The sequence below is a fragment of the Streptomyces justiciae genome (assembly GCF_015163075.1).
Lineage (GTDB): Bacteria > Actinomycetota > Actinomycetes > Streptomycetales > Streptomycetaceae > Streptomyces > Streptomyces justiciae.
In genome coordinates this window covers 14,381-29,290 of sequence record NZ_JADDXU010000013.1, presented here as the reverse complement: position 1 = coordinate 29,290, position 14,910 = coordinate 14,381, and the positions used below count along the sequence as shown (strand labels likewise).

Here is a 14,910-nt window from a genome sequence, read left to right as displayed (position 1 = left end):
AACGAGCGGCGGGCCAAGAGTGTTTCAGGGGCGTTCGGCCAGTGCCTGCGCAGGGGCCGGCTGTGGTCCGGGCGGCGGGGTCCCGTTCGACGGCAGGCGCAGGGCGGGGCTGAGCATCGAGGTGACGGCGAGCGATGCCACCGCCATCACGGCCATCGCCGTACCCGCGGGCAGGTACTGCGCGAGCAGTCCGGCCGCCGTGGCGCCGACCGCCTGCATCGCCTTCATGCCGGTGACGTGCAGGCCCAGCGCCTGGCCGCGGACCTCTTCACCGATCAGCGTCATCAGCCGTTCCTGCAGCAGCAGCGTGGACGCGAAACCGGTCGCGGCAACCGCGACGACGCCTGCCGCGATCGGCGTGCTCAGCGGCATCACGAAGAGCAGGTACGGCAGCGCGAGCGCGAATCGCAGCGGGGTGACGCACCGTAGCCGTACCTGTGGCGACATGAACCGCCCGGCGACCAGATCGCCGAGCAGCATCCCCAACGCCGCCGCGACGAACAGCGCGGCGGCAGACCGCGGTGCGTAGGGTACGAACAGCGCCTCGCAGCCCACCACCAGGCCGTTGGGCACCCACATCGCCAGGTAGACCGCCCGGCGGGCCGGCGTGGCCAGCAGGTGCCGGTTGACCTGCCAGGTGGCCGCGACGGACGGGCGGCCGGGCACCCGCGCCGGCCGGGCGCTGAGTCCGCACCGCAGCACCAGAGCCGCGAGGAAGGCCAACGCGGCGCTGATGGCCAGCGTCGCACGCGGCGACACCACCGCCAGCAGGATGCCGCCGAGCGCGAAGCCGGCGATCTGCATCGCGCCGACCGAGATGTTGAGCACCGAGCGGCCCAGCACGTACCCGTTCGTCGGCACGATCTCGTTGAGCAAGCCGTACCGGACACCTCCGCCGATCGAGCCGACCAGGCCAAGAGCCAGGATCACCGCGAACATGGCCCACAGCGGCAGGCCCGGCACGGTCAGCGCCGATCCGCCCAGACCCCCGGCCACCGCGGTCAGCGTCAGCGCCGCACGCGGTGGCACCCGGTCGGCCACCGACAGCAGCGTGGCCGCCCCGACCAGTTCGGCGAAGGACGGCCCGAACATGCTCAACGCCGCCATCAACGGCGAGTCCGTGCGGGCGTACACCAGCGTGGCGAGCGCCAGCCCGTTCAGCGTCGTCGAGGCGACCTGCGCGCACGAAGCCGCGAACAGCGGGGTGAACTCGGGCGTTCGAAACAGTTCTCGGTACGTACGCATGCCGTGGACTCCTCAGCTCTCGTCCGCTGTCGGGCCTTCAGCTCACCGACGAGCCTGCAGCCAAGAGGTCTTATGCGTCTAATGCCAACTCCGGCGCGAATCCATCGATAGCCTTGATGAATGCTCGATATCGTCCGGCTTCGCGTCCTGGCGGCGGTCGCCGCCCACGGCTCGGTCACCGAGGCGGCCAGGGCGTTGCACTATTCCCAGCCCTCGATCAGTCACCATCTGGCCCGGCTCGAGGCGGCGACGGGAGCCAAGCTGATCCAGCGCGCCGGCCGTGGCATCCGGCTCACGCCCGAAGGCGAGCTGCTCGCCCGCCGCGCGGCGGAGATCGTCGCCCGGGTCGACGCCGCCGGCGCCGAACTGGCCGCCCAGATAGGGCTGCAGACCGGCCGGGTCCGCGTCGCGGCCTTCAGCTCAGCCTTGAGCGTCCTGGTCCCGCCCGCGGCCGCGGCGCTGGCCCGCTCGTACCCGAACATCGAGCTTCAGCTGGCCGACGCCCATCCCACGGTGGCCCTGCGGCGGCTGCGCGACGGCTCGGCCGACCTTGCGATCGTGCACCGCTACGACGACGCCGTGCCGCAGGACGGCGTCCGCTACTCCTATCTCCTCGACGACCCGATGTATCTGCTCAGCCGGCGCCCTGACCAGGCGCTCGCCGACCATCGGGACACGGCGTGGATCGCCGGGTGCGAGAACTGCCGTGGTGAGCTGCTCCAGTTCTGCGAAGCCGCCGGGTTCAGTCCGCGCATCACCTACAGCAGCGACGACATCGTCGTCGAGCAGGCGCTCGTCGCCGCCGGACTCGGGGTCACCACCATGCCCGGCCTCGCACTGCGCTCGCACCACACGGACGGGGTCGTCGCCAGCGAACTGACTGAGTTCCGGCGCCGCATCTACCTCGCCACGTTCGGCGAACCACCCGACCCACCCGCCACGACCGCCTTCATCACCGCCCTGCGCACCGCCATCGACACCCTCGGATGACGAGGCCGGATTCGCCGTCAATCCTCGGTGTCGTGGGCGTCAGAAGGCCGTACTCCGCCGCTTCTGAATCGCCCGGGAAATCAACAAACGTTGTCCGCTGAAGGTCGGGAACCGCCTGCCGTGAGGCCCCGCCCTTACGGCGTGGAGAACAGGCCGGGCCCTGAAGGCGTGGGGCCTTCGGCACCGACGCCGTTGGTGACGCGTAGGAACTCCAGCTTCTCCGCGTCCGGGGAACCCGCGGCCACCGTGTAGACGACGAGGCGGATGTCGCAGCCCGGCACGGTGAGCACGTCGCAGTCGCAGATCACCTCACCCACCCGGGGGTGTACGACGGTCTTGCGGGCCGAGACGTGCGGGCCGACCGTGCCCTCGTCCCACAGGCGGGCGAACTCCGCGCTGACCGACCGCAGTTCCTCTACGAGACGGCTCAGGCCGCGGTCGCGGGGGTAGTCGACGAGCGCCGTGCGCAGGTCGGCGACGAGGGCGGGTTTCAGGGCGTTGTCGTCGTGGAGCACGGGCCAGGACGCGAGCCGGCTGGGCCCTGTGGCGAAGACCGCCCGTGCCAGGTTGCGCTCGTCGTGTGTCCGCGCGCTCGGGTCGCCCATCAGGACCGACCAAGCGGGGGTCCAGGACAGCAAGGTCCAGTCGGCGCTGAACACGCCGGCGGGGAACTCCCCGAGGCGGGCCAGCATCCGTTGGACACCGGCCGGCACATGTGTGGAGATCGTCCCTTCCTGGGGCGGCAGGAGACCGGCCAGCCTGTAGGCGTGATCGCGCTCCATGGGCTGCAGTTGCAGCGCCCTGGTCAGGCTCGCGACGACCTGCGCCGAAGGGGTTTTGGCGCGTCCCTGTTCCAGGCGGACCACGTAGTCGACCGACAGCCCGGCGAGTTCGGCCAGTTCCTCGCGGCGCAGCCCCACCGCACGTCGTCCGGGCCGTGAGGTCAGTCCGACGTCGGCGGGAGAAAGGCGGTCGCGCCAGCGGTGCAGTGCCGTGCCCAGGGTCTCGTCCACCCGGCAATTGTGTCCGCCGGGCCGTCGTCGTGCCTGGTACTGGCTGTCCTACCGTCATGGAGGGCACTGGCTGGCCTCTCGCCACGGGCCGAGAGTGGACGGCATGACGACCACATTCATCACAGGAGCCAACAAGTCCCTCGGCTACGAGACCGCCCGCCGCTTGATCGAGGCCGGACACACCGTCCTCATCGGCGCTCGTGATCCGGAGCGCGGACAGGCGGCCGCCGACGCGCTCGGGGCCCGCTTCGTACGGATCGACGTGACCGACGACGCATCGGTGGCCGCTGCCGCCGCCCATGTCGAGGCTCGCGAGGGTGGTATCGACGTCCTGATCAACAACGCGGGTGTTTTCGGGACGCACCATCCCGCCGACCAGATCACCGCCGCTGACGCCGAAGAGGTGTTCGACGTCAATGTCGTGGGGATCGTCCGGGTCACGCACGCGTTCCTGCCGCTGCTGCGCAAGTCCGCGCACCCGGTCATCGTCAATGTGTCGAGCGGCATGGGGTCGTTCGCGGCCACCCACGACGCCGAACGCGTCGAGTCGAAGATCCTCGCGCCGCTCTACACGGCGTCGAAGGCCGCGGTGACCATGCTGACCACGCAGTACGCGAAGTCCTGGCCGGATGTGAAGGTGAACGCGGCCGACCCGGGCTACACAGCGACCGACTTCAACGGGCACAGCGGCCCGCAGACCGTGACCGAGGGCACCGACGCGATCGTCGACCTCGCCACCATCGGACCGGACGGCCCGACCGGAACCTTCCGCGACCGTCACGGTGAGATGGCCTGGTGACCCACCCCTGAATCCGGGGCGCGCCCGCCACGGACGCGGGCTCCGAAGCTGCGAATGCATGCCGAGGCCGGCGCGTCCCGGTCGGCGTCGAAGGGCGCACCGTGACCGTGGCCGGCACCGGCCCACACGTCCCCGCCGACCGGGTACCGGACCTCTTCGAGTCCGTCCACCGCCTCGCCCCCGACACCGGACACCCTGGCTTCCGGGCCGCAGGCCCGTGAGAGCAGGATCGGGAACCGTCGAGCGGCTTCAGGGGGCTATGCCCACGCCCTCGATACGGCTCCACGTCTCTTCCTGCGCCGCCGACATGGCGGGCCAGTGGAGGCCGCCTGGCCGGGGTCGGACCTGGGTGGCGAACGGGGCGGGGCGGAACGTCGGATCGTAGAAGCAGCCACCGCCGTAGGTGGTGTCGAAGGCGCTGCACGTACGCGCTATCGAGGTGGCGGTGGGTTTCCGGCCGGTGCGGGCCCATGTGTCCAGGGCCGCAAGGGAGTTGGCGTACTCGGCGTTGCTGAGGGCGCTGTGATCGCTCTCCCTCGTGAAGGTCTGGACGAGGTTCTCGCTTCGGCCGGCGGCCTGGACCGTGGCGCGATAGGCCGCCTCGTGCTCGACGAAGACCTGGGGGTCGTCGATCGCGTGCAGCGTGAGGACCGGGAGGGCGATCCGGCCGGTGAGGTCGCTGTCGTAGGAGAGATCACGGCGCGCGCTGGGGTCGGCCGAGAAGCGCTCCACGCCGGCGTTGAGCGCCTTGTCGTCGTGTGAACCGTCGTAGTGGACACCGCGGTTGCCGAACGGGTTACGGCCGTCGAGGCGGTTGGACACGATGTCGCGGACGAGGAAGGCCGCGTACTGCATGTTCGTGGCCAGGGAGCGTTCCGGGACGCGGGTGACGGCGAGGATGTCGTCGAGGTTGCGCTGTTGCCGTGCGGTCCGGTCGGCCGGGTCGGAGTCGATGCCGGTGCACTCCTGGAGTCGGCCGTGGACCTCCTCGGGGGTCATTTCGGAGTCCGCGGGCAGTCCTTGCCACAGCGGGTACTGCGGCTCGGTGGGACGGGGCAGGTTGCGGCAGTAGTACTGGTAGACCGTGCGCAGGTCCACACGTGTGTCGTAGCCGCGCGAGCCGCCGGCCAGGAAGCCGTTGGTCAGCAGGACTCCGTCGTAGGCGCCGCGCTTCCCGCCGTAGGTCTCGGCGACCTTTGCGGCGACATTGCCGCCCCAGGACTGGCCGTGCAGATAGGTGCGGTCGGGGCGGCCGAAGTGGCCGACGAACAGGCGGCGTACGTTCTCCGTGTCCGCGGCGGCCATCCTGACCCCGTAACCGCCACGGCGGTAGGAGGAGCCCGTCCAGGCGTAGCCCTCGTCGACCATCACCGCCCAGCGTTCCAGGTCCTCGGTGCTGGTGGACTCGTCGTAGGAGAAGTCGGGGCCGCCGTGGGCGTGGACGACGAGGGAGCCGTTCCAGTGCTTCGGGACGGCCATCGTGTAGTAGGCGCCGTTGGTGTCCCGGCCGGTGTAGCAGGTGGCCTTCTCCGCCAGATGTCCCGGGCAGGCGGCGGGAGTCGGGCGCGTGGTGTCGGCCGCGGTGGCGGGCGCGCTGCCGAGAGTGCCCACGACCGCGGCCGCGAGCAGCGCCGTCAGCATCGTCGAACGGCGGCCGCGGGCCCGGCGATACGTACCGGGTTCGGGCAGGGCAGGTGTGCTCAAGGAACTGCTCCTTCAGGTGCTTGGGGGGCCGACATGGGTCAGGTGGCGGGTACGGGGAGAACCGCCAACGGCACGTGGTGCTGGCCGGAGTGGACGTCCCGGTCGCGCAGCGACGCCTGGCTGACGGGACGTGGGAAGGAGATCTTGACGACGTTCAGCGACGGGATGCGGAACATCTGGACGTCGGCCTCGTCGAGTCCGTAGAGCCGGGCGATCGTGCCCTCGTTGAGGAACGTCTCGTCGGCGGCGATGCGATAGCCGTCCGCGTCCCGCATGAAAAGTTCCATGGTCACCCAGAACGGGCCGGCGTTCTTGGAGCGGACCTCGTACGCCAGGTCGCCCAGGGTGGTGGGGGCGGTCTCAGGCATGGTGGGAGGCCTCCTCGAACTCGGTGCGGAACATGTCGGTGGGGGTGAGGGTGTCGACGACGTGGTGGAGCACGAACTCGTACGCCGGACCGCGTTCGACCTCGGCCGGTGAGGTGGCGAACGCCAGGCTCGGCAGGTAGTCCATGTCGGCCGTCGGCAGGTGCAGCATCAGGGGGTTGGCTATCTTCGCGACGGCGGTCGCGGTGCTCTGGTCCGGTGCGTTGACGAGGAGCATGACGCCCACCTCGCGGGGCGGACCGGCTGCCGGATCGAGGTCCCCGAGGATGGCGTTGTGCCCGTAGAGGCGCAGGTCGAAGGCGTACTTGTCGTCACCGAGGCCGATCGTCTGCTCCACCCGCTGCCGGATCATCGTGCGCATGAGGTCGGCCCAGTCGTCGATGTGCGCCAGGATGTGCGGATCGCGGATCGCGCTGAACGACATCGTCTCGTAGCCGGTGATCCGCGCGCCTTCGAGCTTGATGGTGTGCTGCTCGGCGACGTGGAACTGCGAGCCCTCGACCCGCACGATGCGGTCGTCGAGTGCGGTGTAGACGGCCTCGCGGACGTCCAGCGTGCCGTCCGGCTCACGCATCCGGAACGGGTCCACCGTCTCGTAGAGCATGTGGGCGGCCACCAGGATCGGTGTGCAGGCGGCCGTCGGGTCGAGCGGCTCGATGGTGAAGCCACCGGCGTCGACGGTGGCCAGGACTCCGCCCGCGCGCGGATTGCTGGTGCACTGCCCGCCGCATTCGATGATCTTGGCGGCGTGCCAGGACGGCCCGGCCGGCATCCCCTTCATCAGGGGATAGGCGGCGGCGATGGCGGTGTCCGTGGCGCGGCCGGCGAGCACGACCTGCGCACCGGCCTCCAGCGCGGCGACGATCGGCTCGTGCCCCATCGCGCCCACGATGTGGGCGCAGCTCTGCAATGTCTGCGGATCCAACTCGCCCAGTGGGGGCAGGGGATGGATCCGGCCCTCGGCCAGGCGCTCGAGGAGTACGTCGGTCGACTGCTCGCTGTAGATGCGCGCCACCTTCAGCCGCAGTCCTTCGGCCGCCAGGATGTCGGCGACGATGCCGGCGACCCAGTCGACGCCGGAGTCGGTTCCGCTGGTGCCGCACGAGCCGACGATCAGGGGGATTCCGGCGCCTGCCGCCGCCTTCAGCAGGACGCGCAGGTCCCGGGCGACCGCCGCACGGGTGGTCTTGGGCTGCGACGCGCCGAGGTAGTAAGGACCGGAGTCGGTGCTGCCGCCGTCGACGGAGATGACATCGGCGCCGAGCGCCAGACCTCGCTCGATCGTGGCCTCGGGGAAGCCGGCTCCGAGCATGCCGGTCGGTGCCAGGACCTTGACCTGGTCGACCCGTTCGTTGTCCATGTTCCTCTTTCTTGTCGATGCGGTGGCGGGCGGGTGTCACCCGCGGGCAGTGGGGGCGTGGGGCAGCAGGTGGGCGTTGACCGCGAAGCGGGGGCGGCCCGCGAGGGCGGCCACCACCTCGGCCGCACCTTCGAGACCGGCGGCGGCGCGGGCTTCGGCGGTCTGGCCCGCGAGGTGGGAGAAGACGACGATGCCCTCGACGTCCCGCAGCGGGCTGTCGGCCGGGAGTGGCTCCTCGCTCACCACGTCGAGCGCCGCCGCGGCGATCTCGCCGGTGCGCACGGCGTCGGCGAGGGCCTGTTCGTCGACGACGGCCCCCCGCGCGGTGTTGACGAGCACCGCCGTGGGCTTCATCCGCCGGAAGGCGGCGGCGTCCAGGAGGCCTCGGGTGCGGTCCGTCAGCGCGGTGTGCACCGACACGTAGTCGGACGCGGCCAGCAGCTCGGGGAGCGCGACGAACCGCACCGCCTGGTCCGGCCGTTGGTTCTCGGGCACAGCGGTCGTGCAGAGCACGTCCATGCCGAAGGCTCGCGCCAGCGGCACCACGGCACGTGCTGCCGCCCCGTATCCGATGAGGCCGAGCGTCGACCCGCGCAGCTCGTGACCGTCCGCCCTGGGCCACCGGCCGGCGGCGACGCCCGCCGCGCTCTGCACGAGTCGCCGCGCGGCCGCCAGCAGCAGGCCGAGGGTGTACTCGGCGACGGCGTTGGCGTTGATGCCCGGCAGGTTGCTCACCGTGATGCCGAGCCTGCCCGCGGCGACGACGTCGATCGAGTCGTAGCCGACGCCGGTGCGCACGACGGCGCGCAGCCGGGGCGCTTCGGAGAGGACCGCGGCGGTCAGGGGGTCGTGGCCGACGAGCGCCGCGTCGATTCCGTCGAGGGCGGCGACGAGTTGCTCGGGACCGTGCCGGCCGACGAGCGGGGCGTGCACCGTCGTGTGGCCGTGTGCCCGAAGGTGGTCATCGACCTCGTCGCCGGGTCGTAGGTAGTCCGTGGTGATCAGAACGCGGGGCACGGTTCCTCGTCTCTTGCTGCGTCGGGCGCGGGATGGGCTGGTTATTTGGCGAGGGTCAGGCCGGTGCGCCGCTGGAGCACACTGATCCTGGCCACGACGACGATCGACAGCGTGGCGACCAGGGCGATGTCGATGAGCATCAGGGGCCAGCCGGTGATGTCGACCGTCCCGCCGACCACCGCCGGGCCCAGGAAGCCGCCGCCGGCCCAGCCGACGGTGTACATGCCGGCGTAGGTCCCGAAGACCCGTGCCGAGGGTGCGAGGTTCCACAGGACGACCACCGCGTTGACCAGGAAGCAGGTGGCGCCGGCCGCCGCGAGGCACAGGGCCACGGTGGCCCCCATGGGGGTCTGGACGATGGTCCCCAGCACCATGGCGCCGGCGAAGACCGACATGCCGACGGCCATGACCCGGAGCCGTCCGTACCGCTCGGCGAGCACGGCTGCCGGGTAGGCCGCCAGGATGAAGGCGATACCGCTGGGCAGGGTGAGACCGCCGGCGGCTCCCCGTGACATGTCCAGGGCTTCCATCCCGTACGGCGTGATCAGCGACCGGGACGCGGCCCACGCGCTGCCGAAGAGGAGGATCGCGAGGAGCAGCAGGAGCCGGCTGCGATCGGTGTCCTTGAGGATCTCGACGAAGGTGTCCCGGACGCGTGGCTCGGTGCGCTCGCCGCTGTGCTCCTCCTCGCTCTCGGCCACGGCGGCCCGGTAGGCCGGGGAGCGGTTGTCGCGCACGGTGGCCGCGAGCACCCCGATCGAGATCAGCATGATGATCGCCGGGATCGCGAACGCGAGACTCAGATGGTCGTCGACCAGGAAGATGCTGATGAGCGCGGCGACGATGGCCGTGATGCTCGACGCGATCTTGACCGCGGCGTTGGCCCGGCTGCGTCGCTCGGGTGCGATGAAGTCCGGTACGAGGGCCTCGGCGATCGGCTTGAACGTGTTGGCGACGAGCGCGTACGAGAACAGCACCACGACGAGCAGCGGCAGGGACCCCGCGCTGTGCGGGATGAGGACGAAGAGCGTGGCGGCGATCGGCATCCCCACCACCAGGTAGGGCATCCGCCGGCCCCAGGAGGTCCTCGTGCGGTCGGAGCGGTTGCCGATCCACGGCTGGATGAAGATGCCGAGCAGGTTGTCCATGCCCATCAGCAGGCCCACGACGGCCGTGCTGGTGAGGTGCTCCCGCAGGAGCGGCGGCACCTGGGATTCGTAGAAGTTCCAGGTCGACTCCTGCGCGAAGACCGCGAGAGCGACCAGGAAGGTGATGCGCCGGGTTCGTGTGCGCTGCCCTACTGACACCGTCGTCATAGGGGTCGTCCCTTCGCGCCGCCACCAAGTCGGGCAGCTACTGGATGGTTTGTCGGTGTGGGCATGGGGGGAGCCGTTCCTCGGGCTGGTCGCCGGAGGGTTCAGACGCGGTCGATCTCGACCACGAGGGTCAGGTCGTCGGTGACCCGGATACGGCAGTCCGGCCCGAAGGAGCAGGACGATTCGCGTTCCTCGAAGAGCGCCGGACCTGTCAACTCGGCGCCAGGCATGAGCTCGTAGCGGTTCCATACGGTGGTTTCGAGCGACCCGTGTCCCGGAAACCAGACCGGCCGGACACCGCGGCTCGCCTCGCCGCCGCGCGCATGGCCGCCCTCCGTCGACAGCTCATGACCGGGCAGTCGCATCGACAGCCGCCAGTTGACGACTTCGACGGCCCCGTCGAGGGAACGGCCGAACACGGCGCGGTACGTGGACTCGAAGGCGGCGCGGATACGTGCGAGGCCGGCTGGGCCGAAGTCCTGCTCGGGCACACCGACCTCGATCTCGAAGCCCTGGCCGAGGTAGCGCATGTCGGCCGAGCGGCGGACCCGCACCAGCTCCGGGTCGCCCGGCTGGAGTGTTTCGGTGGCGCTGGTCGTCATCTCGTCGTAGAGCGCGGCGACTTGGTCCCAGTCGACGTCGGTGAGCGGCGACGGCAGACTGCGGACCTCGTCGACCGTGGGAGCGGCGGCCAGCAGCCCGCAGGCGGACATCACGCCGGCCCGCATCGGCACGATCACCTTGGGAATCCTCAGCGACTTCGCCAACCCGTAGGCGTGGGCGGGGCCGGCGCCGCCGAAGGCCAGGAGCGCGAAGTCGGCGGGGTCCTTGCCCTGTTCGGACAGGTGCATACGGGCGGCGGCGGCCATGCTTTCGGTGACCACCTCGACGATCCCGGCGGCGGCGTCAGCGGTGTCGAGTCCCAGGGGGCCGGCCACCTCGCGGGTCAGCGCCTTGTGGGCCTCGCGCGTGCGCAGTCTCATCTCGCCGCCGAGGAAGTTCTCCGCGTCGAGAAAGCCGAGCAGGAGGTCGGCGTCCGTCACGGTGGGCCGCTCGCCGCCACGCCCGTAGGCGACCGGGCCGGGTACCGAACCGGCGCTGCGCGGCCCCACCTTGAGCAGTCCGAGCGCGTCGGGTGCGGCGATCGAGCCGCCTCCCGACCCGATCTCGATCATGTCGACGACGGTCAGGCGCACCGGCAGCCCCGAGCCGGGTTTGAACTTGTCGACCCGTCCGGCCTCGAAGTCGTGCTTGAGCCTGGGCCTGCCGTGCTGGACGACGGCGATCTTCGCGGTCGTACCGCCCATGTCGAAGGAGACGACGTCCTGCTCCCCCAGTGTCCGGGCGACGGCGGCAGCGGCGATGGCACCGGCCGCGGGACCGGATTCGAGCAGTCGTACGGGGAACCGCTTGGCGTCCTCCAGGGTCGTGACACCGCCGCCGGAGAGCATGATGCGAAGCGGTGCGTCGATGCCCATGCCGGTGAGGTCCTCGCGCAGGTCGTCGAGGTAACGCGCCATCAGGGGCTGCACATACGCGTTCAGACAGGCGGTGCCGGCCCGCTCGTACTCGCCGATGACGGGGGCGACGGCGCTGGAGAGCGTGACGGGCAGGCCGGGGTGGGTGTGCGCGACCAGGTCGCGCACGCGGTGTTCGTGCCCGGGGTTGCGGTAGGAGTGCATGAGGGCGACGGACAGGGCCTCAATGCCCTGGTCCACCAGATCGCGTACAGCCGTGCGGACGGCTCGCTCGTCGAGGGGTTGGAGTTCGCTGCCGTCCGCGGCGATCCTCCCGGCCACCCCGCGGCGCAGATGGCGTGGCACCAGCGGCTGGGCGGGGCGGGCGAGCAGGTCGGTGGTGTCGAACCTCGTCTCCCGTCCCATTTCGAGGGAGTCGCTGAACCCGCTGGTGGTCAGCAGGCCGACGACGGCTCCGGTGCGTTCCAGCAGGGTGTTGGTCACCAGCGTGGTGCCGTGCACGATGCCCGCGACGTCAGCGGGGGCCGTGGAGGTCTCCTCCAGCAGGCGTGCGATCCCTGCGGTGATGGCCTCGTTGGGGGCGTGGGGCGTGGTGGGCAGCTTTCCGGGCCGGATCAGGTGTCGGCGCGGGTCGTGCAGGAGCAGGTCGGTGAACGTGCCGCCGACGTCGACGCCGATCCTGGCCGTGCGGTTCATCGGGCCACCTCCTCATGTGCGCTTTCGGCCGCCGTCCGGGCGGTGCGTGGGTGATGCCGGTCGGCGGGGACGGTGTAGCCGGCGATCTCGTCGGCGACGAGGAGTTCGGGCTCGCGCTCCTCGGGGTGGCCGAACCCGCCGCCGCCGGCGAAGGAGATGACCACTGATGCGCCGGGGGCCAGCTGCGAGATCGACTTCAGGGGGACGCGCTCGCCGGAGTCCAGGACGACCTGTGCGGTGGCGCCGGGTTCACCGCCGGCCAGTCCGAGCGCCGGGTGCTGCTCGCGGTCTCCGAGCAGCACCATCTGCACCGGTCGGCTCGTCGGGTTGCGGACCTCGATGCTCTGGCCCAGGCCGCCGCGGCGTCGGCCCCGTCCGCCCGATCCGGGCCGCAGCTCCTTGCGCAGGAAGTGCAGGGGGGAGGCGGCCTCCAGTGCCTCGATGCCGCCGCCGCCCGAGTTGGTCGGGAAGGCGGTGGTGGACAGCCCGTCCGAATCCTTGGACGCGCCCATGCCCGCGTTGGCGAAGAGCATGAGACTGAAGGGCCGTCCGGAGTCGTCGGCCCCGGCGAAGCGGACCCGGAGGGCGGGGGCGCCGCCGCTGTCGGCGATGACACGGTCGGGCAGCACCGGGGCCAGCGCCTGGTAGACCGCGCAGGACAGGAGGTGGCCGGTGAGGTGCCGTGCCACGACGGGCGCGGGAAACGTCGGGTTGACGATCGTGCCCTCGGGCGCGGTGACCTGGACGGACCGGTAGGAACCCCAGTTGGTCCGCGTGGCCGGGTCCAGCAGGATCTTCAGCGGATACATGGAGTAGGCGCGGGTGTAGTTCAGCGTCGAGTTCGTCGCGAAGGGCACCTGGGGGGAGCTGCCGATGTAGTCGATCTCCACCTCCTCGCCGCGCACGGTCACCGCACACTCGATGTGCGTGGGGTGGCCTTCGACGCCGTCCGCGTCCAGGGCGGCGCGATAGACGCCGTCAGGCAGATCGCGCACGCCGGCTCGCATCGCGGCGTCGGTCACCGCGTGCACCTGGGCCGCGAACGCCTCGAAGTCCGGCTCACGGAAGTCGTCGAGGAACTCCTGGGCACGTCGGCGGCACACGGCGTGTGCCGCGGCCTGCGCCTCCAGGTCACCCCACACCTGGTCGGCCAGGCGTACGTTCGCCAGCAGCAGGTCCTTGACCCCCTGCTCGACCCGTCCGGCGCGGAACAGGCGCAGCGGGGGAATCAGGATGCCCTCGGAGAGCAGCTCGGTCGCGCTCATCGAAGGTGTGCCGCCGATGTCCGGGGAGTGCGCCACGGTGCCGGCGAACGCGACGAGCCGTCCTCGGTGGAAGACCGGGGAGATCATGGCGATGTCGGGCAGGTGCCCGGTGGCGATCCAGGGGTCGTTGGTGATGACGCTGTCGCCGTCCTGCCAGTCGTCCGCCGGGAACCGTTCGAGGACCAGTGCGGTCAGCGAGCTCATCAGGGCGGCGAAGGCGGGGATGCCGGCGCGTGACTCGGCCATCGTGCGGCCCGCGCGGTCCATCAGGACGACGGTGTAGTCGTTCGACTCCCGGATGATCGTGGAGAAGGCCGTGCGCAGCATCGTGGAGGCGGCCTCGTCGGTGGCGGCGGCGAGCCGGTCCCAGCGCACTTCGAGGCCGACCGGATCGTGGACGGGTCTGATCATGACGCCGCGACCTCCTCTTCGACCGCGCTGCCGGCCGCTGCTCCCCCGCCGTGGCGGACGGGTGAGCCTGCGGCGATCCGGGCCGCGACGGCCCGGCCCAGCCCGACCGTGGTCCCCGTGCCACCGAGGTCGGGGGTGACCGCCTCGGGCTGCTCGTCCAGAACGCTCTCGATCGCGGCCACCACGTGTGCGGCCGCCTCGTGCTCGCCGAGGTGGGTGAGCATCATCGCGCCGCTCCAGATCTGGCCGACGGGGTTGGCGACGCCGAGGCCGGCGATGTCCGGCGCCGAGCCGTGCACCGGCTCGAAGAGACTGGGGAAGGAGCGGTCGGGGTTGATGTTGGCGCTGGGGGCGATGCCGATCGTCCCGGTACAGGCCGGGCCGAGGTCGGAGAGGATGTCGCCGAACAGGTTGCTGGCGACGACCACGTCGTAGCGGTCGGGCTGGAGGACGAACTTCGCGGTCAGGATGTCGATGTGGTCCTTGTCGGCCCTCACGTCGGGATACCGGGCGGCCATCTCGGTCGCGCGCTCGTCCCAGTAGGGCATGGAGATCGAGATCCCGTTGCTCTTCGTCGCCCAGGTGAGGTGCTTGCCGGGGCGGGACGAGGCGAGTTCGAAGGCGTAGCGCAGGACGCGGTCGACGCCGGTGCGTGTCATGACCGTCTCCTGGACCACCGTCTCGCGGTCGGTGCCCTCGAAGATGCGGCCGCCGATGCTGGAGTACTCGCCCTCGGTGTTCTCCCGCACGACGAGGAAGTCGATGTCGCCCGGCCGGTGGTCACGCAGCGGGCTGCGTACGCCGCGCAGCAGCCGGACGGGGCGCAGGTTGACGTACTGGTCGAAGCCCCGCCGCAGTTGGAGCAGGCTGCCCCACAGCGAGACATGGTCGGGGACGACCTCGGGCCATCCGACCGCGCCGAAGAAGATCGCGTCGAAGTCGCCGAGCACGTCCCGCCAGTTCTCGGGCAGCATCGTGCCGTGCTTCAGCCAGTAGTCGGCGCTGGCGAAGTCGAACTCGGTGACGTCGAGGGCGAACCCGTGCACCTCGGCGGCGGCCCGTAGGCACCTCAGCCCCTCGGGGACGACCTCGCGACCGATCCCGTCGCCCGGAATCGCTGCGATGCGATAGCTGTGCGGCACGAATTCACTCCCAGTCCACGGATAGATGCGCGACTTCGGTGGCGAGCACTCCGTCCAGAGGCATTCCGCTCACGGCGCGACTGGCTCC

Annotated in this window: 12 protein-coding genes; 2 read left to right on the top strand and 10 right to left on the bottom strand. The window is 70.9% G+C overall.

All coding sequences use genetic code 11. From position 1 onward, the window contains the following. Positions 1-24 precede the first annotated feature (24 nt). Positions 25-1,245 carry an MFS transporter gene (locus tag IQ210_RS31220; RefSeq protein ID WP_194082524.1) on the bottom strand — a complete coding sequence of 407 codons (1,221 nt, stop codon included), beginning with the start codon at positions 1,243-1,245 and terminating at the stop codon, positions 25-27. 120 nt (positions 1,246-1,365) lie between these two features. On the opposite strand from IQ210_RS31220, the gene IQ210_RS31215 reads away from it, so the two are divergent. Beyond that, entirely contained in the window at positions 1,366-2,235 is an 870-nt protein-coding gene (locus tag IQ210_RS31215) for a LysR family transcriptional regulator (RefSeq protein ID WP_194082523.1), read from the top strand. Between the two features lie 134 nt (positions 2,236-2,369). Here the strand turns inward: IQ210_RS31215 and IQ210_RS31210 are convergent, their stop codons facing one another. Continuing rightward, positions 2,370-3,248: a helix-turn-helix transcriptional regulator gene (locus IQ210_RS31210; RefSeq protein ID WP_194082522.1), complete on the bottom strand. Its 879-nt coding sequence runs from the start codon at positions 3,246-3,248 to the stop codon at positions 2,370-2,372. Positions 3,249-3,351: 103 nt separating this feature from the next. Between IQ210_RS31210 and IQ210_RS31205 the strand changes: the two genes are divergently transcribed. Further along, positions 3,352-4,047 (top strand): SDR family NAD(P)-dependent oxidoreductase, encoded by a 696-nt coding sequence (locus IQ210_RS31205; RefSeq protein WP_194082521.1) that lies wholly within the window; start codon positions 3,352-3,354, stop codon positions 4,045-4,047. Positions 4,048-4,296: 249 nt separating this feature from the next. Here IQ210_RS31205 and IQ210_RS31200 read toward each other — a convergent pair whose 3' ends face one another. The 8 genes from IQ210_RS31200 to IQ210_RS31165 all read right to left on the bottom strand — a co-directional run bounded on the left by IQ210_RS31200 (position 4,297) and on the right by IQ210_RS31165 (position 14,822). Beyond that, positions 4,297-5,751: a DUF6351 family protein gene (locus tag IQ210_RS31200; RefSeq protein WP_194082520.1), complete on the bottom strand. Its 1,455-nt coding sequence runs from the start codon at positions 5,749-5,751 to the stop codon at positions 4,297-4,299. Positions 5,752-5,789: 38 nt separating this feature from the next. Further along, on the bottom strand, positions 5,790-6,119 hold the full coding sequence (locus IQ210_RS31195; RefSeq protein ID WP_194082519.1) for a DUF4387 domain-containing protein: 330 nt from the start codon (positions 6,117-6,119) through the stop codon (positions 5,790-5,792). Then, entirely contained in the window at positions 6,112-7,497 is a 1,386-nt protein-coding gene (locus IQ210_RS31190) for an acyclic terpene utilization AtuA family protein (protein WP_194082518.1), read from the bottom strand. The genes IQ210_RS31195 and IQ210_RS31190 overlap by 8 nt, the downstream gene beginning before the upstream one ends. A 36-nt stretch (positions 7,498-7,533) precedes the next feature. After that, positions 7,534-8,514 carry a phosphoglycerate dehydrogenase gene (locus tag IQ210_RS31185; RefSeq protein WP_194082517.1) on the bottom strand — a complete coding sequence of 327 codons (981 nt, stop codon included), beginning with the start codon at positions 8,512-8,514 and terminating at the stop codon, positions 7,534-7,536. Positions 8,515-8,555: 41 nt separating this feature from the next. Next, positions 8,556-9,830: an MFS transporter gene (locus tag IQ210_RS31180; RefSeq protein WP_194082516.1), complete on the bottom strand. Its 1,275-nt coding sequence runs from the start codon at positions 9,828-9,830 to the stop codon at positions 8,556-8,558. A gap of 101 nt (positions 9,831-9,931) precedes the next feature. Next, a complete protein-coding gene (locus IQ210_RS31175) occupies positions 9,932-12,004 on the bottom strand; it encodes a hydantoinase/oxoprolinase family protein (RefSeq protein ID WP_194082515.1) in 2,073 nt (690 codons plus the stop codon). Next, the gene (locus IQ210_RS31170) at positions 12,001-13,680 is read right to left on the bottom strand and encodes a hydantoinase B/oxoprolinase family protein (protein ID WP_194082514.1); all 1,680 of its coding nucleotides are present in this window, start codon (positions 13,678-13,680) and stop codon (positions 12,001-12,003) included. Before IQ210_RS31170 ends, IQ210_RS31175 begins: the two co-directional genes overlap by 4 nt. After that, positions 13,677-14,822: a tartrate dehydrogenase gene (locus tag IQ210_RS31165; protein ID WP_194082513.1), complete on the bottom strand. Its 1,146-nt coding sequence runs from the start codon at positions 14,820-14,822 to the stop codon at positions 13,677-13,679. The genes IQ210_RS31170 and IQ210_RS31165 overlap by 4 nt, the downstream gene beginning before the upstream one ends. Between the last annotated feature and the right edge of the window lie 88 nt (positions 14,823-14,910).